19 protein-coding genes, 1 pseudogene and 1 riboswitch are annotated in these 21,105 nt (G+C 62.5%); of the genes and pseudogenes, 12 read left to right on the plus strand and 8 right to left on the minus strand.

Annotated features, from left to right (window positions below):
- Positions 1-292: 292 nt before the first annotated feature.
- The 3 genes from IWX65_RS15215 to IWX65_RS15225 are packed head-to-tail and all read right to left on the minus strand — an operon-like array spanning position 293 to position 3,278.
- Entirely contained in the window at positions 293-1,174 is an 882-nt protein-coding gene (locus IWX65_RS15215; protein ID WP_334683904.1) for an ABC transporter ATP-binding protein, read from the minus strand.
- Complete coding sequence (locus IWX65_RS15220) at positions 1,171-2,289, minus strand: FecCD family ABC transporter permease (RefSeq protein ID WP_334683905.1); 1,119 nt, start codon at positions 2,287-2,289, stop codon at positions 1,171-1,173. Before IWX65_RS15220 ends, IWX65_RS15215 begins: the two co-directional genes overlap by 4 nt.
- Positions 2,286-3,278: a FecCD family ABC transporter permease gene (locus tag IWX65_RS15225; protein ID WP_334683910.1), complete on the minus strand. Its 993-nt coding sequence runs from the start codon at positions 3,276-3,278 to the stop codon at positions 2,286-2,288. Before IWX65_RS15225 ends, IWX65_RS15220 begins: the two co-directional genes overlap by 4 nt.
- A 222-nt stretch (positions 3,279-3,500) precedes the next feature.
- Here IWX65_RS15225 and IWX65_RS15230 point away from each other — a divergent pair, with 222 nt between their 5' ends.
- The 6 genes from IWX65_RS15230 (at position 3,501) to IWX65_RS15255 (ending at position 10,149) form a co-directional block, all read left to right on the plus strand.
- A complete protein-coding gene (locus IWX65_RS15230) occupies positions 3,501-4,523 on the plus strand; it encodes an ABC transporter substrate-binding protein (protein ID WP_334683906.1) in 1,023 nt (340 codons plus the stop codon).
- A gap of 122 nt (positions 4,524-4,645) precedes the next feature.
- Positions 4,646-4,834 carry a hypothetical protein gene (locus tag IWX65_RS15235; protein WP_196884172.1) on the plus strand — a complete coding sequence of 63 codons (189 nt, stop codon included), beginning with the start codon at positions 4,646-4,648 and terminating at the stop codon, positions 4,832-4,834.
- The gene (locus tag IWX65_RS15240; RefSeq protein WP_196884174.1) at positions 4,831-6,411 is read left to right on the plus strand and encodes a pyridoxal phosphate-dependent decarboxylase family protein; all 1,581 of its coding nucleotides are present in this window, start codon (positions 4,831-4,833) and stop codon (positions 6,409-6,411) included. Before IWX65_RS15235 ends, IWX65_RS15240 begins: the two co-directional genes overlap by 4 nt.
- Entirely contained in the window at positions 6,408-7,757 is a 1,350-nt protein-coding gene (locus IWX65_RS15245) for a lysine N(6)-hydroxylase/L-ornithine N(5)-oxygenase family protein (protein ID WP_196884177.1), read from the plus strand. The genes IWX65_RS15240 and IWX65_RS15245 overlap by 4 nt, the downstream gene beginning before the upstream one ends.
- A 104-nt stretch (positions 7,758-7,861) precedes the next feature.
- Positions 7,862-9,556: an IucA/IucC family protein gene (locus IWX65_RS15250; RefSeq protein WP_196884179.1), complete on the plus strand. Its 1,695-nt coding sequence runs from the start codon at positions 7,862-7,864 to the stop codon at positions 9,554-9,556.
- Positions 9,553-10,149, plus strand: coding sequence for a GNAT family N-acetyltransferase (locus tag IWX65_RS15255; RefSeq protein ID WP_196884181.1), 597 nt, complete (start codon positions 9,553-9,555; stop codon positions 10,147-10,149). Before IWX65_RS15250 ends, IWX65_RS15255 begins: the two co-directional genes overlap by 4 nt.
- Positions 10,150-10,200: 51 nt before the next feature.
- On the opposite strand, the gene IWX65_RS15260 is transcribed toward IWX65_RS15255, so the two are convergent.
- Positions 10,201-11,361, minus strand: coding sequence for an IS110 family transposase (locus IWX65_RS15260; RefSeq protein ID WP_334683907.1), 1,161 nt, complete (start codon positions 11,359-11,361; stop codon positions 10,201-10,203).
- Between the two features lie 52 nt (positions 11,362-11,413).
- Here IWX65_RS15260 and IWX65_RS15265 point away from each other — a divergent pair, with 52 nt between their 5' ends.
- Together IWX65_RS15265 and IWX65_RS15270 are read left to right on the plus strand one after the other, a co-directional pair.
- A complete protein-coding gene (locus tag IWX65_RS15265; RefSeq protein WP_196884183.1) occupies positions 11,414-12,667 on the plus strand; it encodes an ISL3 family transposase in 1,254 nt (417 codons plus the stop codon).
- A 421-nt stretch (positions 12,668-13,088) separates the two neighbouring features.
- Entirely contained in the window at positions 13,089-14,690 is a 1,602-nt protein-coding gene (locus IWX65_RS15270) for an IucA/IucC family protein (RefSeq protein WP_196884185.1), read from the plus strand.
- A 110-nt stretch (positions 14,691-14,800) separates the two neighbouring features.
- Here the strand turns inward: IWX65_RS15270 and IWX65_RS17900 are convergent, their stop codons facing one another.
- From IWX65_RS17900 to thiE, 4 genes are all read right to left on the minus strand, one after another.
- The gene (locus tag IWX65_RS17900) at positions 14,801-15,352 is read right to left on the minus strand and encodes a PDDEXK nuclease domain-containing protein (protein ID WP_334683908.1); all 552 of its coding nucleotides are present in this window, start codon (positions 15,350-15,352) and stop codon (positions 14,801-14,803) included.
- Positions 15,325-15,669 (minus strand): DUF1016 N-terminal domain-containing protein, encoded by a 345-nt coding sequence (locus tag IWX65_RS17905; RefSeq protein ID WP_334683909.1) that lies wholly within the window; start codon positions 15,667-15,669, stop codon positions 15,325-15,327. Before IWX65_RS17905 ends, IWX65_RS17900 begins: the two co-directional genes overlap by 28 nt.
- Before the next feature lie 260 nt (positions 15,670-15,929).
- Positions 15,930-16,493, minus strand: coding sequence for a hypothetical protein (locus IWX65_RS15280; protein ID WP_196884187.1), 564 nt, complete (start codon positions 16,491-16,493; stop codon positions 15,930-15,932).
- A gap of 1,021 nt (positions 16,494-17,514) precedes the next feature.
- Positions 17,515-18,168 (minus strand): thiamine phosphate synthase, encoded by a 654-nt coding sequence (gene thiE / locus IWX65_RS15285; RefSeq protein WP_334683911.1) that lies wholly within the window; start codon positions 18,166-18,168, stop codon positions 17,515-17,517.
- 91 nt (positions 18,169-18,259) lie between these two features.
- A riboswitch (TPP riboswitch) is annotated at positions 18,260-18,392 on the plus strand.
- On the opposite strand from thiE, the gene thiO reads away from it, so the two are divergent.
- The 4 genes and pseudogenes from thiO to IWX65_RS15305 all read left to right on the plus strand — a co-directional run.
- Entirely contained in the window at positions 18,384-19,643 is a 1,260-nt protein-coding gene (gene thiO, locus IWX65_RS15290; RefSeq protein WP_196884189.1) for a glycine oxidase ThiO, read from the plus strand. It overlaps the preceding riboswitch by 9 nt.
- Entirely contained in the window at positions 19,640-19,876 is a 237-nt protein-coding gene (gene thiS, locus IWX65_RS15295; protein ID WP_196884191.1) for a sulfur carrier protein ThiS, read from the plus strand. The genes thiO and thiS overlap by 4 nt, the downstream gene beginning before the upstream one ends.
- A gap of 4 nt (positions 19,877-19,880) precedes the next feature.
- Positions 19,881-20,657 (plus strand): thiazole synthase, encoded by a 777-nt coding sequence (locus IWX65_RS15300; RefSeq protein WP_196884193.1) that lies wholly within the window; start codon positions 19,881-19,883, stop codon positions 20,655-20,657.
- A gap of 233 nt (positions 20,658-20,890) precedes the next feature.
- Positions 20,891-21,105, plus strand: a pseudogene (locus IWX65_RS15305) (biotin transporter BioY); the annotation flags it as partial.

Raw genomic sequence — 21,105 nt, forward strand, 5'->3', positions numbered from 1 at the left:
CTCACGCCCTGCTCCTTTGCCTGGGCGAGCAGCCGTTCGGCTAGGTCCTTCTGATCAATGATTTCTCCCGTCACAGGATCGATCATCACCTCTGATACTTCGGTCGTGAAGTCGTTCACGGCCATCTCCTCTCGGATCAGGCCAGACCCTCACACACCGTTATTCAGACAGTCCCGGCGGAACTGGTGTTCCAGTTCGTTGAAAGCGGAAGTGGAATCTGTGGACCGGGCTCGGTCGGGTTTGGGATGCCGGGTGCCCGTGTTAGGAGAGTCCTCCGGTGCTAGCCTGCCGGTCAATATCCTGCCATTTCTGTTTCCAGCACCGGGTTCATCGTCCCTGATGTTCCGAGGGGGATGACGTGGGGCCGTCCTTGGGTTGGTTCGGTCACTACATGGGCGTTCAAGCCAAAGATTTCTTTTAGCCGTTGGACTGTGACGACGTCGTGTGGTGTTCCTGCTGCCACGATGGCGCCGTCCTTCATGGCAACGATGTGGTCTGAGTAGCGGGCGGCGAGGGAAATGTCGTGAAGGACCATCACGACGGTGCGGCGGTGTGTGTGGTTGAGTCGTTGCACCAGTTCCAGGACGTCCACCTGGTGGGCCAGGTCGAGGTAGGTGGTGGGCTCATCGAGCAGGATTATTTCGGTTTCCTGGGCCAGTGTCATGGAAATCCAGGCGCGTTGCTGCTGGCCGCCGGAGAGGTCATCAAGCGGGGTGTCGGCAAGCTCTGAAATGTTGGTGGCTTGTAGGGCGTCGGTGATGGTGGTGTGGTCGGGGACGGAGAATTGTTGGTACCACTTCTGCCGTGGGTGCCGGCCTCGGGAGACCAGATCGGCGACGGTGAGACCGGATGGTGCCGTAGGTGCCTGCGGCAGGATGCTGAGCTGGGTGGCGATGTGGCGGGTGGATTGGGTGGTCAACGGTATTCCGTCGAGTGTCACCTGCCCTGCCCGGGGGGTGAGGAGCCGGCCGAGGCCGCGCAGCAGCGTGGACTTGCCACACCCGTTCGGTCCGATGATGGAGGTGATCTTCTTATCGGGTATGGCCAGGGAAAGGTTCTGGATGATATCCGCCCCGTCATAGCCAAGGCTAAGGCTTTCCGCCCTCAACCGGGCCTCCATTGGAGGGCGGGTATCGGTGTGCGTCAGGGGAGTTGACGGGGTCCGGGGTTTCATGTGAGTCTCCGCTGGGATTTGAGGACCAGATAGATCAAAAAAGGTGCGCCGATGATGGCAGTGGCCACGCCTGCGGGCAGCGGGGTGGCCAGGGCGTTGGCTGAAACGGTGTCTGCTATCAGTACGAAGACGGCTCCGGTCAGGGCGGAGGCAACGATGGGGGGTACGACGGATCCGGCCAGAAGCCGGGCAATTTGGGGGCTGGCTAAGGCAACGAATGCCAGGGGTCCGGCGACGACGGTGGCGGTGGAGGCCAATAGCACGGCGATGCTGAGCGCAACCAGCCGCACGAGGCTGACGCGGGCCCCGAGCCCGATGGCGGTATCGTCGCCCAGGCTGGTCAACAGCAGCCATTTACCGCACAGGACAGCGGCGACGAGAAGGGCGACGGCGATGACTGCCATGGGCTGTACCAGCGCCCAGTCTTTGCCGTTGAGGGAGCCCATGATCCAGGTCAGGGCCTGGGCGGCGCTGGTGACATCGCCCAGGGTCAGGATCCAGGTGGTGATACTGGCAGCGAATCCGGAGATTCCCAGGCCCACCAGGACCAGGCGGAAGCTGTCGATGCCGTTGCGGTACGCGAGCAGGTAAACCGCTGTACCGCTGATGAGTCCCGCGGTGAACGCCGCGGCAGGCATTCCCACCGTCGCGGCCGCACCGCTCAGGCCTGCATAGCCCCCGCCGCCGATGACCAGGACCGCCACAGCTCCCAATGACGCGCCGGAGGTCACGCCGAGGACATCCGGGCTGGCGAGCGGATTGCGTGCCACGGTTTGGGTGATGGCTCCGGCCGCGCCCAGGCAGGTACCGACGATGACCGCGGCCACTGCCCGGGGGGCCCTGAACTCGGTGACCGCCAGGTGAGTCCGGGAATCGGTGGTATCTCCGAGCAGGGCGCGCAGTACCTCCAGGTAAGCGATGGCGGTTCCACCGAAGGCAACATGGAGGGCGGTGAAACCGGCCACGGCCAGCACCAGCACTCCTGTCACTGCCAGAGCGCGTGGGTCCACCCGGAGGGAGACCGGCCCGGCACGCAAGACCCGGATGGAACGAAACGATTGCTCCTGACGGAGCACAGTGTCGGCGGGTATGTCGGTGGTCATGTTGGTGGTCATAACGTCACCAGTTTGCGGCGCCGTGCAAGGTAAATAAAGAACGGTGCGCCGATGACGGCAAGTACCACGCCCACGGAAAGCTCCCCGGGTCGGGCGATGACCCGGCCGGCGGTGTCAGCGAGCAACAGCAAAGCGGCCCCTGCCACGGGGGAGACCATGATCAGCCAACGGTAGTTGGCGCCGACCAGCGCCCGGGCAAGATGCGGGACCAGTAAGCCTGCGAAGGCAATCGGTCCGGCCATCGTGACAGCGGAACCGGCCAGCAAGGTAATCGCCGCGATACCCGTAGCGCGGGCAGTAAGCACCGAAATTCCCAACGACGTGGCCGTGTCCTCACCAAGGGCCAATGCGTTCAGTGCCCCGGTGTTGAGAACAGCCAGAATGAGACCGGCAAGAATGAAGGGCCAGATGACCGGCAGTGCTTCACTGCGTCCAGCCAGGGAGCCGACCTGCCAAAAACGCAAGGTATCCAGCGCGGCCTCGTTAAGCAGCACAATCCCGGACACCACCCCGGAGCACAGGGCCGTCACCGCCGCGCCGGCCAGCACAAGGGTGACCGGGGTGGCTCCATGCCGGGCGGCGGAACCGATCAGGAACACCGCGATACTGGCCAGCAGCGCTCCGGCGAAAGCCAACAACGCCTGGGCCAGGGGCGGAACCTGACCGGCAACCGCAATGGCGGCCACGATGGCCAGGGCAGCACCCTGATTGATGCCCAACAGCCCCGGGTCGGCGATGGGGTTGCGGGTGTGTCCCTGCACGAGGGTTCCAGCCAGCCCCAGACAGACACCGGCAACGGCGGCCATGAGCGTGCGCGGCCAGCGCAACTCACGGATTGTGATATCCATGGTCGTCCCCGTCGGCTCAAAAACAGCGTGCCACGCTTCCGCCACCGAGGACGGCTGACCACCAATGCAAAGACTCAGAACCACTGCCGCCAACAGCACCAGCACGGCAAAGAGCAAGGATGTCGCCGGGGGTAGGTGCACGGCCCGCGATGTACGAGCCTCCTCAGGCTTCCTTTCCGGCGGCGGAGATGCACCCGCGGCGAGGACAAAACCAGCGCTTGTGGCCTTCACCAATGTCCCCTTCGCTAAATACGTCATGCCCGTGTGTTGTATTTCCTGACTGCTGCTACAGTCTACGACAGGTAAGGCTTACCTAACCCACTATGCGCACTGATGCGCCAGGTCCCATTGAAAGCAGTCCTCGTGAAAATTCGTATCCTCAAGCCCTTCTGGGCAGCCGCGGCAGGAGCTGCGCTACTGGGCACCGCTGCTTGTGGTGCTCCCGCAGCCACCAACGACACAACCTCCGCCCCCTCAACCTCTGCAACCTCTGCTGAGGCCGGGGCCTATCCGCTGACAATGGAACACATCATGGGTTCCACCACCATCGAGGAACGACCGCAGCGGGTTGTCGCACTGGACCCGAGCTACATTGATGCCGCATTGCTGCTTGAGGCGGACCTTGTCGGATACGTCCAGTACCGCCAGGACCCTGAGGATCCTTTCGCCCCGTACCTCGGGGAGGTTGACGAAGCGACCAAGGATTCCGTGAATGTGGGCACCATCGCAGAACCCAACCTGGAACAGATCCTAGAACTGGAACCGGACCTGATTGTTTCGGCGAAAGTCCGTCATGAAGCCCTCTACCCACAGCTGTCGAAAATCGCGCCCACGATCTTCTCTGACAGCACCGGTCCGACATGGAAGGAAAACGTCGTCTTCCTGGGCGAAGCCCTGGACAAAAAGGAAAAGGCCGAGGAACTGGTCACCGCCTATGAGGAGAGGGCCAAAGCGGTCGGAGAAGAAATTCTGGCTACAAAGCCCGATGCGACCTACTCGCTGATTCGCTTCGCCGGTGAAGACACCGCACGCCTTTACTCCTCAGATTCCTTCATCGGCGAGATCATGGCCGATATGGGCATTCCACGTCCCGAAGATGCACCGGACACCACAGAATCGATCTTCGTTCCGCTCTCCGCCGAACAGATCCTTGAAGGCGATGCCGGACTCATAATGGTCAGCGCCTTCACCCCCGAAGGCCCCGAAGGCGACGCCGCCCGCGCCCAACAGGAAAAGTTCGAATTGAACCCTTTGTGGGAGCGTCTCGAAGGAGACGTCCTTCCCGTCGATGATGCGACGTTCCTGGCGTCCGTCAGTATCCAGGGCGCCCACGCGGTCATCACCGACCTTGCCAACCACTACGGCGTGGATCCCCAGCTGCCGTAGACACAACCGAAGGCAGCAGCCACATTCGGGAACCACAACATCCCGTGACTGCTGCCTTCGCCATACGGTCATCATCAGGAACCAGGAATATTCGCAAACCTCTACCCGGAACCCACAATGAGGTGGACATCCCCGGTCTGGCGGCGTACTGGCTCGTCCATGGCCTGCTGTATCCGACGGTCCACAACCGCCGGCACCTTCCCGGCGTGCCCGCCTATTACCTCCGCAGTGGGTACTTCTACCCCGCAGCCGGAAACAACGAATCCCTCGCTGGTTTACCGAGCATCGCCGACGGAAGGAGGCTGACGTGAAGCCGTTTAGTGTTGAGGAGCGAATTGCTCCGGATCAGGGTTTTGGCTCCAGGGTGGAGTTGGCTCTTGCGGCCACCAGCCAGCTGTTCAACGAGCACAACGCGCTCAGCTATGTGGCCCAGGTGATCCAAGGCGTCAGCGCCGTGGCCACTAAGGTTCAGCGGGCGGACCGGCCGTTCACCGGCGTCCAGCCGATTGAGCTCCAGGCGCGTGTGGCTGATGTCGATCTCGAGCGTCCCTTGTCCGACACTGCGGCCGCCCTCGAGGAACTGGACGGGCTGTACTTGCACGACGCCGTCTACTTTCATGACACCCGCTACGCCGCCCATTTGAACTGCCCTGTCGTCATCCCTGCTCTGGTCGGCGAAGCCGTGCTGTCCGCGATGAACTCCTCCATGGACACCTGGGACCAAAGCGCCGGTGCGACCATGATCGAACGTCGCCTCATCGACTGGACCGCTGAACGCTTTGGCTTCGGTGGGGACGCCGACGGCGTGTTCACCTCCGGGGGCAGTCAGTCCAATCTGCAGGCCTTGCTGATCGCCCGCAACCATTGCGTGGCTGGGCTCCGCGAAGAACTAAGGCTCCGCGGTGCGGTCGCCGGCAGGCTTCCCGGCCTTCTGGACAGACTGAGGATCTTCACCTCGGAGGACAGCCACTTCAGTATCCTGAAGTCCGCCTCCCTGTTGGGTTTGGGCTTCGACGCTGTGATCCCGGTGCCTTGCGGACCCGATCACCGCATGGATGCGGTGGCGTTGGGTGCGGCGCTTGCCTCGGCCCACGACGACGGGCTTGTGGCGATGGCAGTTGTCGCTACCGCGGGGACGACGGACTTCGGTGCCATCGATCCGCTTCCGGAACTCGCTGCCCTGGCACGTGCTTACGGTGCGTGGCTGCATGTGGATGCAGCCTATGGGGGCGGGCTGATCGTCTCGGGCCGGTACCGCAGGCTGCTGGACGGCATCGAGCTCGCGGATTCGGTCACGGTGGACTTCCACAAAACGTTTTTCCAGCCGGTCAGCTCCAGCGCGGTCGTGGTGCGCGAGGGCGCCATGCTGCGCCACGTGACCTATCACGCCGATTACCTCAACCCGGAGAGCGCCGCGCTGGCTGAGATCCCCAACCAGGTGGATAAAAGCCTCCAGACCACACGGCGCTTCGATGCGCTGAAGCTGTGGCTCACACTGCGGATCATGGGCGCGGATGCCCTCGGTGCCCTGTTCGATGAGGTCATCGACCTTGCCGACCGCGTCGGTGGGCTGCTGGCGGAGGATCCTGACTTCGAGCTCGCCGCAAAGCCGCAGCTGAGCACCCTTGTCTTCCGATATCGTCCCGCTGCCATGGACGGTATTGCCCTGAGCGAGGACGACGCCGACGCGCTCAACCCTGCCATCCGTGCCGCGGTCTTCGCATCCGGGGAGGCTGTCGTGGCTGGCACCAGGGTTTCCAACCGGCATTATCTGAAATTCACGTTGCTGAACGCGGAGACCACAGTGAACGACATCCGCGACATTATCGAGCTCCTTCGCCGCACGGGCAAAAGACTGCTCGCGGCCCGGCAGGAGATGCACGCGTGAGCAGTCCCGACGCCGACAGGCTTTTCGACGTGGCAGGCATCGGTGCCGGGCCTTTCAATTTGGGCCTTGCGGCTCTGAGTGAACCTTTGGAAGGACTTGACTGCGTTTTCCTCGAGCGTCGCGTGTCCTTCGACTGGCACCCCGGCATGATGCTGGAGCCAGCGCACCTGCAGGTACCGTTCATGGCCGATCTCGTGACCCTCGCGGATCCCACCTCGCCGTTTTCCTTCCTGAACTTCCTTAAGCAGACCGGACGCCTGTACCGCTTTTACATCCGGGAAAACTTTTATCCACTGCGGACCGAGTACAACCAGTACTGCCAATGGGTGGCCGGTGAGCTGGCCTCGGTGCGTTTTGGCACCGAGGTGCTGGACATCCGGTACGACGACGGCGTGTACTGCTTGGCGGTGCAGGGCCCGGACGGGCCTGAGGTGTTACGCGCCCGGCGCCTGGTGCTGGGAACCGGTACCGCGCCCCATATCCCTGACGCCTGCGCCGGCATTGTCGGCGAGGGCGGGGTGGTTCTGCATAACGCCGAGTATCTGCTGCGCAAAAGTGAACTGCAAAAGCAGCAGAGCATCACGATCGTCGGCAGCGGGCAAAGCGCGGCCGAGATCTACTACGAGCTCCTCCAGGAAATCGACGTACACGGCTACCAGCTCAACTGGGTGACGCGCTCGGGCCGGTTCTTCCCACTGGAATACAGCAAACTCACCCTGGAGATGACCTCGCCCGAATATGTGGACTACTTCCACGATCTTCCCGCCGACCACCGAGACCGGCTCATCGGCACCCAGAAGAACCTCTACAAGGGCATCAACTCCGAACTGATCGACGCCATCTACGACCTGCTGTACACCAAGAACCTCTCCGGGATCGTGGACACCCGGTTGCTGACCCATTCCGCATTGGAAGGCGTCCAGTGGGACTCCACGGCGGGGATCCACCGCCTGCACCTGCGGCACGAGGAACAGGGGCACCGTTACCGTCTGGAAACCCAGGCCCTCGTCCTGGCCACGGGATACAAATACCAGGAGCCGGCTTTCCTCTCCGGCATCCAGGACCGCATCCGGCGTGACTCCCGGGGACGCTTCGATGTCTCGCGCAACTATGACACAGGTATCGTGCCGGGCGAGATCTTCGTGCAGAACGCGGAGCTGCACACCCACGGTTTTGCCACCCCCGACCTGGGCATGGCCGCTTACCGGAACTCATGCATCCTGCGCGAAATTACCGGCGGGGAGGTCTACCCGGTGGAGCGCTCCATTGCTTTCCAGCAGTTCGGTGCACCCGGACAGGACGCCGTGCCAGGGCCCTGGGCTGGCGCCGAACAGGTAACGGTCTAACCTTTGCCGTCACAGCTTTCAATCCTTAAGAACCCATAGAAACGAGAGCGTCGAATGCCACTGACCTTTTTTCGTCCACAGCCTTTCCGCGGGGGGTGCGCAGCATGAGTACGACCGCAACGATCGACCTGCGAACCCTGGCCGGGGCAGCGCATCTGGATGCCGTGCTCCGCTGCTGGATACGTGAACAGGGCATTCTCGTCACTGCCGACGGTCTCTTCACCCCGGTCCCCGGGACATCGATGAACGTGGCCGCCAGCTGCGTGCACCTGTCCCGGACCGGGCTGCACAGCTTCACCGATGTCGCGATAGTCCACCCCGACGGGGCCCGGCACGAGGTGTCGGCCGAAGAACTGCTGGCCCTGCTGACATCCGACGCCGATCCGCAGGAACGCGCCCTCCTTCTCCAACGGACGCAGGAGTCGGTCCGCAACGTCAGCGAGTTCGCGACCCGCAAGCGGACCGTCTCCCTCGACCAGCCGCTGTTCCTGGAAGGGGAACGGTCCCTGCTGCTGGGGCACTTACAGCATCCTGCACCGAAAAGCCGGGACCAGCTCACCCCGGAACAGCTGGAGGCTTACTCGCCCGAGCTTCACGGCCAGTTCCGAATGCACTGGTTCGAGGCCCACCGTTCAGTGGTCACGAACGGACAGGTGACCGGGTCCCCTGCCCTGGGCAGCCATGAACTGCACGAACTGCTTTCCGACATCGCCGGCCATGAGCCGGCACCGGAGTACGTGCTGATTCCCGCGCACCCCTGGCAGGCCGAGGCCGTCCAACAGCGGACCGCGGTGAGGAAGCTGATGGACCAGGGCCTCCTTCGCGCCCTGGGGCCCCTCGGCGAGCCGTGGTGGGCCACCTCGAGCCTTCGCACCCTCTTCCACCCCGACCACCCGGTGATGCTCAAGCTCTCCCTCGGCCTGAAGATCACCAACTCGGTCCGGGAAGCCACCGCGACAGAACTTCGCCGGGGCGTCGAAGTCAACCAGCTGATCGATGCCGGCCACATCCGCTACAGCGACCCGGGCTTCACGATCGTCCGTGATCCGGCCTGGGCCGCTGTCATCGATCCTGCCGACGAAACCGGGGGGACCCTGACGGGCCTGGATGTCTCCGTCCGAGAGGTTCCGGAGGGTGTGGACCGCCTGATGTGCCTGGCCGGCCTCATCGCTCCCTCGGCTCCATCAGGCCCCGAGGCCTGGGGTCCGAGCCACCTGTCGCGCTGGTGCAACGATCCCGGGGCGTGGCTGGCCTCCTACATCGACCGGGTCCTGGTCCCGATGCTGGCACTGTACGCCAGCACCGGGATCGGTCTTGAAGGCCACCAACAAAACACCCTCGTCCGGATCGATTCCGAGGGCCGGATCACCGGCGGCGCCTACCGCGACAACCAGGGCTACTACCTGGCGGCTTCGCGCCTGGCCGAGGTGCTGGCCTGCACCGGGGAGGAGGCCAGCACGCTGGCTGTCGCCGAGGACAGTATTGTCGCTGACCGGCTGACCTACTACCTGCTGCACAACCAGCTTCTCTCGCTGGTCGGTTCGATGGCTGCCGAGAAAATGGCAGACGAAGATTCTCTGCTCACGGTGGTGCGGGAGCGCCTGCTGGCCGCCCGACCGGCCCTTGCCGCAGCGGGTGAGGCTGGAACTCGGCTCGTGGACCGCTGGCTGAGCGCCCCGACCCTGCCGTGCAAGGCACATTTGGCAACGCGGCTGGCGGGAATCGATGAGGTCGTGGCGCCCGTTGACGCGCAGTCCGTCTATCTGGATATTCCAAACCCCTTGGTGACCGACCCATGAGCACTCTGAGTTGGAAACAGAACCTGGTCCTGGACGCCCACGATTTGCGTCCGGCCACTGCGGCGGACGCAGCCGGCCTGGCCGCGCTGATGGCCGAGCCCGAGGTGGCGCAATGGTGGCACCAGGACTGGGACGTGAAGCGCTGGACGGACTACCTCCGCAGGATGACCGAGGACCCCGGAAGTCTGCCGCTTGCCCTGGACCGGGAAGGCCGCGTGACGGGATACGTTGAAATTTACCGGGTCGCGACCGATGTCCTCGGCGATCACATCGAGCACTCCGAAAGCGACCTGGGCATGCACATCGCCGTCGGCAGACAGAGCCGCGGACGTGGCCTGGGTACAGGCATCATCCGCGGCGTTCTCCGGGAGGCTATCGAGATCCTGGACGGCTGCCCCCGGCTGGTGGCCGAGCCGGACATCCGAAACATCAGCTCCCATCGTGCCTTCAGCCAGGCAGGTTTCGCATCGTTTGGAACGGTGCAGCTGCCGGACAAGGTCGCCCGACTGATGGCAGCCAGCACGGACACACGCCCACAACCCGCAAGGTTCTCGTCCGCCGGCGGCGCAACGCGAAAGAAAGCCCTATTGTGATTGACCTGACTTCGGCCATGCTCCTGGCCAAACTGATAGCGCCTCTGTGTGTCAAGCGGCGGTCTTTTCGGCGTGGTGGTGGTCGTGGAGGATTTGTCGGTAGAGGACGTTGGAGAGGCGTCGTTTGAGTGCTCTGCGGGCTTCGCGGGGTGTTTTTCCTTCAGCGATTTTCTTCAGGTAGTAGTCCCGGCCTGGTCCGGGGTCGCGGCTTTGGCAGACAGCCATGGTGTGCAGCACGGAGTTGAGTTGCCGGTTGCCTCCGGTGTTGAGTCTGTGCCGGTGGTGGTTGCCGCTGGAGGCCTCCAGGGGCGCGGTGCCGGTGTAGCTGGCGAAGTGTGAGGCGCTGGGGAATCGGGTGATGTCACCGACATGACCCAGGAGCTTTGCCGCCAGGACGACGCCGATACCGGGGATTTCCTGCAGGGTGGTGTTCGAGGCTTCCAACACAGTGCGGGTCTGCGCTTCATTGCTTTTGATGGAGGAATCGATGCGTCGAAGATCAGCGAGCAGCTCTTTGGTGAGCTCACGCCGCACCGCGTCGGTAGCTGTTGCCGGCCTGATCGTACGCAGCGCCGCGGCGGCTTTGTCAGCGCTCAGGCCGGGTTCGACACCACCGGGTAGAAGTTCACGCAGGAGCCTGTGCAAGCGGTTGAGCAGCCGGGCACGTTCGTGGCCCAGATCCTCGCGGCGCTCGGCCAGCAGACGCAGGATCGTGCTCTGATCCTCTGCTACGACGACGCGCAGACTCTCCTGCCGCAGCCCCGTCAGGGCGACCGCGAACGCGTCCGCAGGATCGTTTTTACGCCCGCCACCGGTGGAGAGGACCCTGACTTTCATGGCCAGCGTGGAGGGAACATCCACGACGGCCTCGCCATGGGCCACGAGGATCTGGGCGGTTCCTCGGCCCAGACCGTTAGCACCTTCGATAGCGAATCTACGCTCGGGCCACTGCGCGGCCCAGCCCAGCAACTGTTTAGCGGTTCCTGCGTTGACGATGAAGCGCCGTACCCCGAGCTGGCAGCCCGAGGAATCGATGGCTGCTGCGGTGATGGAGGATTTGTGGCCCTTCGCAGTTGAGCGTGGGTAGGGCGGTCGGGAACTGACGCGGCAGGGCTGGCTGCTGTTGGTGCGGCGTGGTGCGGCGGGAATGAGGTCAGGGCCTTTTTGAATTGGTAGCGACCAAGCTTCCTGACTCAGAAAAGACCCTGACATGGCTGATTTTACTTTCTGTCCTGATGGTTAGTGGTGTGCACGCGCGGACGCGATGCTGGGCGTCAAAGGCGTCCACGTCACCTCCGTCACGACTACGTCGGCCGGCCTGGTGCTAGGTGTGGAGACCGGTAACACCATCGCCGGCTGCCCGGCATGCGGTGTCATCGCCGTTGGTCATGGGCGCCGGGACGTCCGGTTGCATGACACCCCGTGTTTCGGCTGGCCGGTGCGCCTGGTCTGGGCCAAACGCATCTGGCGCTGCCCCGACCAGGGGTGCCCGAAGACCACGTTCACCGAGGAGCATCCGCTGGCCGGTCCGCGGTCGAAGCTCACCACGCGATCTATCGGCTGGGCGGTGGACGCGCTGTCGCGTTACGACACCTCGGTCTCCGCGCTGGAGTATCAGCTCGGGGTGTCCTGGCACACGCTCTGGGATGCAATCACACCCGAGGCGACCCGCCGCACCACCACCCCCGAACGACTCGCCGGGATCACTGCTCTCGGCGTTGATGAGCACGTCTGGGCTCACACCGGCCCACCCGGCACCGGGATGGTCACCGGCATCGTGGACCACACCCGCGACAGCGATGGTGTCGTTCACGCGAGGCTGTTGGACCTTGTTCCGGGACGCTCCGGGAAGGCTTACGCCACCTGGCTCACAGACCAAGGCCCGGACTTCACCACCGGGATCAAAACCGCAGCACTGGATCCGTTCCGTGGCTACGCCAACGCTATCCGCGACGAACTCCCCGAAGCCATCACTGTGCTGGATGCCTTCCATGTCGTGAAGCTCGGCTCGAGTATGGTCGATGAGGTCCGCCGCCGCGTCCAACAGGACACCCTCGGCCACCGCGGACGTTCTGGGGACCCGCTCTACGGAATTCGTAGGACTCTGCAGTGCGGTGCCGAGCACCTCACCGACAAGCAGGTCACCCGCCTGGATATGAAGCTCGGTCTCGGGGACCCCGACCATGAAGTGACTCTGGCGTGGCAGTGCTACCAACAGCTGCGCTCCATCTACCACGTGAAGCCTGAGACGGGCCGGGCCCGGGTCGCCAAAATCCTCGCCTCGTTCCCCACCTGCCCGATCCCCGAAGTCGCACGACTGGGCCGGACGCTACGACAGTGGAAGAGCGCGATCCTGGCCTATTTCGAGACCCACGGCGCGTCCAACGGCCCCACCGAGGCCGTGAATGGCGTCATCGAAACCACCCGCCGCATCGCTCGAGGATTCCGCAACTTCACCAACTACAGACTCCGCTGCCTACTCGCCGCCGGCGGCCACCGCCCCTACCGCATCAAATGAACGAACCATGCCTAAATGCGAAGGGCCGGATTTGTGCGGGTCGATGCCGATGATGATCATGTCCGGGTCCTTACGCCGAGGTCGGTGATGGATCACCCGTGGCGGGCACCCTGACTTGAAGTGTTCGCATGCCTCTGTCGAGCCACGCCCCGGGCGGGTGTCAGCGGCGCGGCACGCTATCAGTGAGCCAACCCGAACAATACGGGCGGCAAGGAGCTTGCGGACCTGTGCCGGCTGACACCCTGGACGCTACAAGACTGCAGATCCTGCGGCATCCCACCATCAATGAAACAAGTCAGGAGCCCTGCTCTCGGAAGAGCTCCTGAGCACCGAACCCCCTCCTGCCACCCCTGGCGACGAATCGCAGGATCTTCGGATCGACCTTGACGGTTCGTCCTACTCATTCCGGGCCAACCGCACCGTGTTCGACAGCTACGTTGTCGAACCGCGAAGCATTCGGCGGATCAGCCGCGGCGTACTGGGCGATGATGAAAGCGAACCCGCGCACGATCCGGGCCGCTTCGTCATCGACGCCGCGGCCCGGCTGGGCCTGACCGGCACGACCGTAGCGAATTACATCGCCGAGCTTTCCGCCACCCTGGCGGCCGAGGCCCATCTGGCCGCCAAGGGCATTCCGTCCAAGCAGCTAGTACAGCTTCCCCACGCGGAAATGGAAGGCCAGCTGACTGGACACCCCCTGCTGGTCGCCAACAAGGGCCGGCTCGGCTTCGCCGCATCGGACTGCGCCCGCTACGCCCCGGAAGCCTGCCAGACACTCCGTCCAATATGGTTGGCCGTATCCCGGCAACTTGCCGAATTCCGGTCCGTTCCCTCCATATCGGAGCAGGATCTAGTCGACCGTGAGCTTGATCCGCCCGCGCAGGAGCGCTTCCAGGCATTGCTGCGGGAAGCCGGCGCCGACCCATCCGGCTACCTGATGCTCCCAGCGCACCCATGGCAGGTGGACCACGTCGTCCGCCAGCTCTGGTCCGGCAGCATGCTCGCAGGGCAGATCATCGTCCTGGGCGAGGCAGAGGACGATTACCGTCCCACGCAGTCAATTCGCACTCTGGTCAACATTGACCAGCCCACCAGAATGCAGGTCAAACTGCCGCTGAAAATCCTCAACACCTCGGTCTACCGCGGCATTCCACGGCATTGTTCCCTCGCCGCACCCATGACGACACACTGGCTGCGCTCAATCTGGGAAAGCGATCCGGTCCTTCACACCCACGCCGTCCTGCTCGGAGAGGTGGCTTCGGTGACGGTGCGCCATCCACACCTCGCCGATTACCCCGGCGTGCCCTATCAGTGGGATGAAACTCTTGGCTGCATCTGGCGCGAACCGGTCGACGCTTTTCTGGGTGCAGGCGAAACAGCCTGGCCGCTGGCCCTGGTGTTGCACGAGGATCCCGACGGGGAAACGGCGCTGCTCGCCCTCGCGGAACGCTCGGGCCGTCAGCTTTCGCAGTGGCTTGACGCGTTGGTGTCCGTCACCCTCCGCCCGCTACTGCACCTACTGCACACGTACGGCGTGAGCGTGAACCCGCACGGCGAGAACCTCATGATCATCTGCGACGCCGAGGGCATGCCAAGCAGGCTAGTCATCAAAGACCTCGTGGACGACGTCTGCATCAGCACCGATCCTGTTCCGGCCCGCTCCTGGGAACCCGACGGCCCGGTGCGCGTCCTGCCGCGCAAGCCGTGGCACGTGTTGCGGCAATACCTCGTCGACGCGCTTTTCCTGGGTGTCTGGGCGCCACTCGGCCAACTATTGGATACCCATGGAATGCCCGCAGGCTCGGCCCAACTGTGGGGCCTCACCCGTGACGTCATCACGGACTACACCAACGCCCATCCAGAACAAGCCGCCCAGCTTCAGGCCACAGGGCTATTAGGCCGGGAATTTGGACGCTACCCACTCAACGGCTACCGCCTGCGCATGGGTTACACCGATCTCACCACCCGCCCGCCCGTAGCGAAAGCAGGCTCCATGCCCAACCCGATGCACAACCCGAACTGAACTATCAAAGCGCCACACTTCACACGACGTGCTGGAGCCATAAGCGCTGTTATTAGCGACTGACCACCGGTAGTGGACGGCTGGCGTGGCCGGCGGCCGGCGGCCACGCCCTATTCAGGCTGAGCGGTCGGAGATTCGATCTGGTCGAACGCCGCTGACTTGTCATCCACCAGGGCCACATAGAAGTTGAGCTTCCCGGCATACTCGGGCTGAAACTTCCCGGTCTTGAGTTCGATAACGAAGTAGCGCAGCTGCTGCACATGGAAAAACAGCAGATCGATGTAGAAATCATCTCCACTGACGTCGAAGTGCACCTGCCGGCCGACGAACGCGAACCCGGGCCCGAGTTCACGCAGCGTCTCTACGATCCTGTTCATCAGGGCCTGCTCAAGGTCCTTTTCCGCGACCTCACCGGTCAATCCGAGAAACTCGAAGGCGTACGGGCCTTTGGCGACCTGCTGCGCCAGTTCGGAATCCGGTGCCGAGAGCTGCCGGGTGAAGTTCGACGGCGCTGCCCCGGTACGCTCCATCGATTTGTTCATGATCATGTTCATCAGGACGTTGCGTGACCACCCGTATTCCACGGCGGCCGAGGCGTACCAGTGACGGCTTTCAGCGTTATCTAGCTTGTCGATCAGGACCATGATGTGACCCCATGGCAATTTCCCAGCAGTCTGCTGGGAAATTGGCTGCTCGTCCTGCCAGGCAGCCGCACATGTACTGCAAATTGCTTGGGAAAAAGGTCCTTCATCTGCGGAAACTCCGCACGAAGATCCGCAGCCAACTGCTTGACGACGCCGGTTCCCCACCCTTGACGTACCTGCTGGGCGAGGATTTCATTCCCGATATTCCAGTACAGCTCGATCAGCTGAGTATTAACAGTCCGCTGCACCCGGAACTGGGCATCACGAACTCGACGCTTCAAAGCATCAAGCGTCGAGGCGTAACCATCGGGTAGAACGACATCGGTACGGACCATGGAACCATTCTCCCGGCGCGCCCCTCCCCCGGACGAATCTGCCCTGCACCAGTCCCCTCCCGAAGCTCAGAATCTACTGCCAGCACCAAACATCTTCCAACCGGCTCGGAGCTGACGAAATGGGCCGTTATCGGCGTTTTCTCGGCTCATCCCCCTGTCGGCTGTTGATCGGCATCGACCATCTATGAGCGTGTGACGGGGCAGTAGAAATCTGCAGGGACACGGGCGTTCATAGGGCGGCCGATCAGTCCGTTGACTGCTTAGTCATTGCCGAGTGAAGCTCCATCAAGGATCGGAGGAAATCCCGGAATGGGAATCGCATCGTACCCCCAGTTCAGGACAGTCCATCGGCCCTCGTTGAGGTTCATCACGAGAGGATAGGCCTCGAGAAATTCATCGGGCTCCCATACCCCGCTCGTTGACGGAAGTGGGTGAACATAGAGAAGTTCGGTATCCGGGGCTACTGCCCGCAGGTTCGCTCCGATGCCAGCCACGTCAGGGTCAAGCGGAAACGCTTCGCGCGTTTCACGCAGCATCACTCCAGCAAAAGGATCCCATAGCTCATGGTTACCACCAGTGCTCGAAGCCAGAGCATGCGCGGTTCTCTCAGGATCATGACCGCTAGCGATTAATTTCTCCCGGTTCGCTTCGACCCACGCCTGCGCCCAGCACAAGCAAAGGATCGGGTGCATGTCCCCCCAAGCCTGTCTCAGGTCACCGCGATAAACAGCGCTCAGGAACTTGAAGGCAGCGATGGCGACCTCGGCCTGAGCCGCAGCTTCCTCACTCCCCTGTTCGGGAAAACTGTTTTCGCCCGGAATCATACCTCTAAGTATGTCCTCCGAAAAGAATGCCAAGGAACGCTCACAGCTCCAGTAGAGGCCCTCATACAGACAATATGCGTGTCCTCGGGTGATGGCATCCTCTGTGGCTTGAAAAACGGCGCCAGCGGGCGCGTGTCAGCGATGGGGCGTCGCTCGGACTTCGCTGAGCTTTGGAAGCTATCACCCGACACTCCTTCGTCATAGCCCGCGGAGCCGCGGGTACAGCGGCATCAGATTGCAATACAAGACCTGTAATATCCATCACCACACTCAGCCACGCCACCAGTTCTACTCGCTGTGGTGGGTCATCCACCTGTGGACGGGTGGAGCCCTTGCGGTTCAGCTCAAGGCCGTCCATCTGTGGGTGAGCCACAGCATTGCATGCTGCAAGGTACAGGGACTCCAGTTTGCTGAAGGTACATCCCGAGCCATTGGAACGCCCCAACGAACGCTTCTTCCCCACTGCTGCCTGAACTCACGATTCACAGGAGCGTCATATGCGCTGTTACCGGTTCTTTCCGAGTACTGGGGCTCCGCTGTTCGTAATTGGTTTCTGCTTCACCCGTTTGACCTGGAGCAGGGGTTGGCGGATGAAATTGATGCTGTCCTGTTGGTGGAATAGGCGGCGTCCCTCTCCCTTGATCTGTACCCAGAGCACGCTGTGATCATCGGTTATAGCGTCAATATGTCCGGGTACCTAGTTACCTTTGGCAACCTCCACGATGACAGGATCACCTTTTTCTAATTCGTGCCAGTGCGGGTTGTGGGAGCTCAGTGGTACATCGTTAATGTCGCCAGCTGGCTCGTCGCCCCGGTTTTTCAATGTGCGTAACATGGCCTGCTCCTCCCTGCGCCTTAGGACTTATCAGTTTTCCGGCCTGGTTCCCCATCTTGCACTGAAGGGATGACCGCCCGGTTAACCAAGGCCCAACCCACACCACAGCTCGAAACTGTCCTACTAATGGTGTATGCCGATTTAGCAGGGTGAGGGCTGGTGGGCCCGAACATTGGCATACCGAGGTTAGCTGAGCGGCGGGAGCGCTGATTTGAGGGACTTGGCGGCAGAGGACGGGTCGTCGGCTTCCGTGATGGCTCGTACAACGACGACTCTGCGGGCCCCGGCTTCGACGACCTGTTCGATGGTGGTGTGATCGATGCCGCCGATGGCAAACCAGGCACGTGGGGAACCGGTTTCGGTCAAAAGTGCCGTGGCATAACGTACTAGTTCCAGCCCGGCAGGAGCACGTCCGGGTTTCGTGGGTGTGGCCCAGATAGGGCCGGTGCAGAAGTAATCCAGTGCGTTGGTGGACATGGCAGCGATGACTTGGGCTGGGGAATGGGTGGATAAACCGATGATCGGTTCAGTGCCCAGCAGTTGCCGGGCGGCAGGTACTGGTAGATCTTTTTGTCCTACATGGAAGACCGGTGCGCCGCTGAGCCGGGCGATGTCGGCCCTGTCATTGGCGGAGAATAGTTTGCCGTGTCGTTTCGCCGCCGCGCGGAGAACCTCAAGACAGGCGAGTTCCTCGGCTGCTTCGATGTTCTTGTCGCGGAGTTGGATGATGTCCACGCCTCCGGTGTATGCGGCGTCGATGAAATTGGCGAAATCGCCCTTTTCCTTCCGTGAATCCGTGCACAGGTACAGCTGCGCTGATGCGAGTTTCTGCCGGTGCAGGGGGCCCGTACTGACCGTTAAGGACGTTTCACCATCGGACGGGTTCAGTTGGAAGGGTGAACATCCGCAACAGAAGCCATACGGCCTAGACTAATAGCTCCACGGGAGCCTCATTCCGGCAGTGCCACCATGCTGACGGTCGACAGGGCTGAGAGGGCGTTTGACGCCGACCGTATGAACCTGAACCGGTTGATCCCGGCGTAGGAAGGACTCTTATGACGTTGCACAACCCGGACCGCGCCGCGCATACCGCCATTGTCGGTGGCGGAATCATAGGACTGGCCATTGCCTGGGAGGTCAGCCGTCGCGGCCACCGTGTCACGCTGATTGATTCCGCGCCCGCTTCCGGAGCTACCCGTGCTGCGGCCGGAATGCTGGCCCCGGTCAGTGAACTTCATTATCAGGAAGAATCCCTACTGGACCTGACGCTGCCCTCGGCCCGGGCTTACCAGCAGTTCACCATGGAGCTGGAAGCCGCCTCCGGGGTTGGAACCGGCTACCAGCGGACGCAGACACTAATAGCCGGCATCGATCCAGCCGACCGGCAAGCCCTGACCGACCTGCGCTCAGTCCAGTCAGGTCTTGGGCTCAAGGTTGAGGAACTCACCACCCGTCAGGCTCGGCGTCTGGAGCCGCTGCTCGGCCCGCAACTGACAAGCGCGTTCCTGGTTCCCGAGGATCATCAGGTGGATCCGCGGGCTATGGCCGCTGCCCTCCAAGCAGCACTGGCGCAACAGCCAACAGCGCGCACGGTGCCGGTTCCGGCCACCGCACTTATCCATGATGATGCCGCTGACCGTACTGCTGTGACCGGTGTCCTGCTGGAGGACGGGGAGCGGATTGACGCTGATGAGGTCATTCTGGCCAACGGGCTCGGTACGGCAAACATTGCAGGTCTACCGGCAGGGCTGCGGCTGGCGTTACGTCCGGTGTACGGGGATATTCTGCGATTGCGCGTACCCGAACACCTCAGACCGCTGACAACCTCCACGGTCCGCGGACTGGTCCACGGATCCCCGATATATGTGGTGCCCCGTCAGGAAGGAACGGTGGTGATAGGTGCCACCCAGCGAGAGAACGGATCCGCCGGACTTTCCGCAGGCGGGGTTTACGAGTTGCTACGGGATGCCCAGACGCTGATCCCTGCCGTCGCGGAGTTGGAACTGCTCGAAGCCCTCTGCCGCCCCCGACCTGGAACCCCTGACAACGCTCCCCTGCTCGGCCGGTGTAGAAACCCGGACGGCTCCGGGGTACGCGGACTGGTTATTGCCTCCGGCTTCTTCCGGCACGGGGTGCTGTTGGCACCGATCACCGCACGCCTCTGCGCAGACCTGATCAGCCAAAACATACCGGAGGTCGACATCGAGCGATTTCGGCCCGACCGGTTCAGTGACCCCGGGCACCTTCCTGGAACGTCCCGTCACGATGCTTTCCGCCACAACACTTCTCCTGACGAAGTAAGGACCGCAACATGAGCTACACACTGAACGGACAGGCCCGGAACACGGTATCGGTTTCCACCCTCAAACACTTGATTGCTGAGCTGACCGGCCGTGAGCTGACCGATACCGGGCAACCAGTCGACAAGAAACAGCTGGGGGTAGCCGTCGCCGTCAACGCCGAGGTCGTACCCCGCAACCAGTGGGCCGAGATAACCATCCACGACGGTGACGACGTCGAAATTCTTACCGCCGTCCAAGGAGGATAAAAACATGACTGACAACGACACGTTAACCATTGACGGGGTAGCGTTTACCTCCCGGCTGATCATGGGAACTAGCGGAGCCCCGAGCCTGGAAAATCTCGGCGCGGCACTGGCAGCATCGGGAACGGAACTGACAACCGTGGCACTGCGGCGATACACCCCCGAGACGGGTGGTTCCCTGTTCGAACTACTCAACGAGCAGGGAATCCGAATCTTGCCGAACACGGCAGGATGTTTTACTGCCCGAGAGGCGGTCATGACCGCCGAAATGGCGCGAGAGGCACTGGAAACGGACTGGATAAAACTGGAAGTCATCGCCGATGAACAGACCCTGCTACCCGATGCACTGGAACTCATCGAGGCCACCGAAACACTGGTCAACAAAGGCTTCAAGGTCTTTGCATACACCAACGACGATCCCGTCCTGGCCCGACGACTGGAACAACTCGGAGCAGCAGCCGTCATGCCACTGGGATCACCCATCGGCACAGGACTAGGCATCCTGAACCCCCACAACATCGAACTCATCGCCTCACGGGCAACAGTTCCGGTAGTACTCGACGCCGGAATCGGCACCGCCTCCGACGCCGCCCTGGCGATGGAATTGGGCTGCGACGCGGTCCTACTCGCCACAGCAGTCACCAGAGCACAAGAACCGATAAAAATGGCGACAGCCTTCAAACACGCCGTGACCGCCGGCAGGCTTGCCTCACAAGCCGGCCGGATACCCAAACGCACCCATGCACAAGCCTCCTCCCCCGCCGAAGGCCGCCCCGACTTCTAACAACTCATGCGCAGTTATCGGCGCATAGCGCCGGGGAAGTTGCAGACTTCAGTATCAACTCAGGCCTCCGGTACCTTTCCGGTATACCTGTGCCCGTCGCCGCATGACACCAAGCGTCTTCAGCTAGGTGAGGGATAACGGCTTTCCTATATTTGATATGACAATCCGCGGCCGTTGGAGCGGTTACCTGTGACCGGGATTTCCAATAGGCCATTTCTGAACAAAGGATTCCTGTGCCACGCAACCTTGCTTCCGGCCAGCAGACCGAGCCCCAGGCCAACCGGGGCCCGGCGCTATTACCGCGCGATCTTGCCCTGATCGCCCTATTCGCTGCCCTCATCGCTTCCCTGGGATTTGTCGCGATTCCTGTTGCAGGAGTCGCAGTGCCGATCGTTCTGCAGAATCTGGGTGTGTTCCTGGCCGGGGCGGTGCTTGGTGCACGACGGGG

The sequence above is a fragment of the Arthrobacter sp. CAN_A214 genome, assembly GCF_015751955.1.
GTDB lineage: Bacteria > Actinomycetota > Actinomycetes > Actinomycetales > Micrococcaceae > Arthrobacter_D.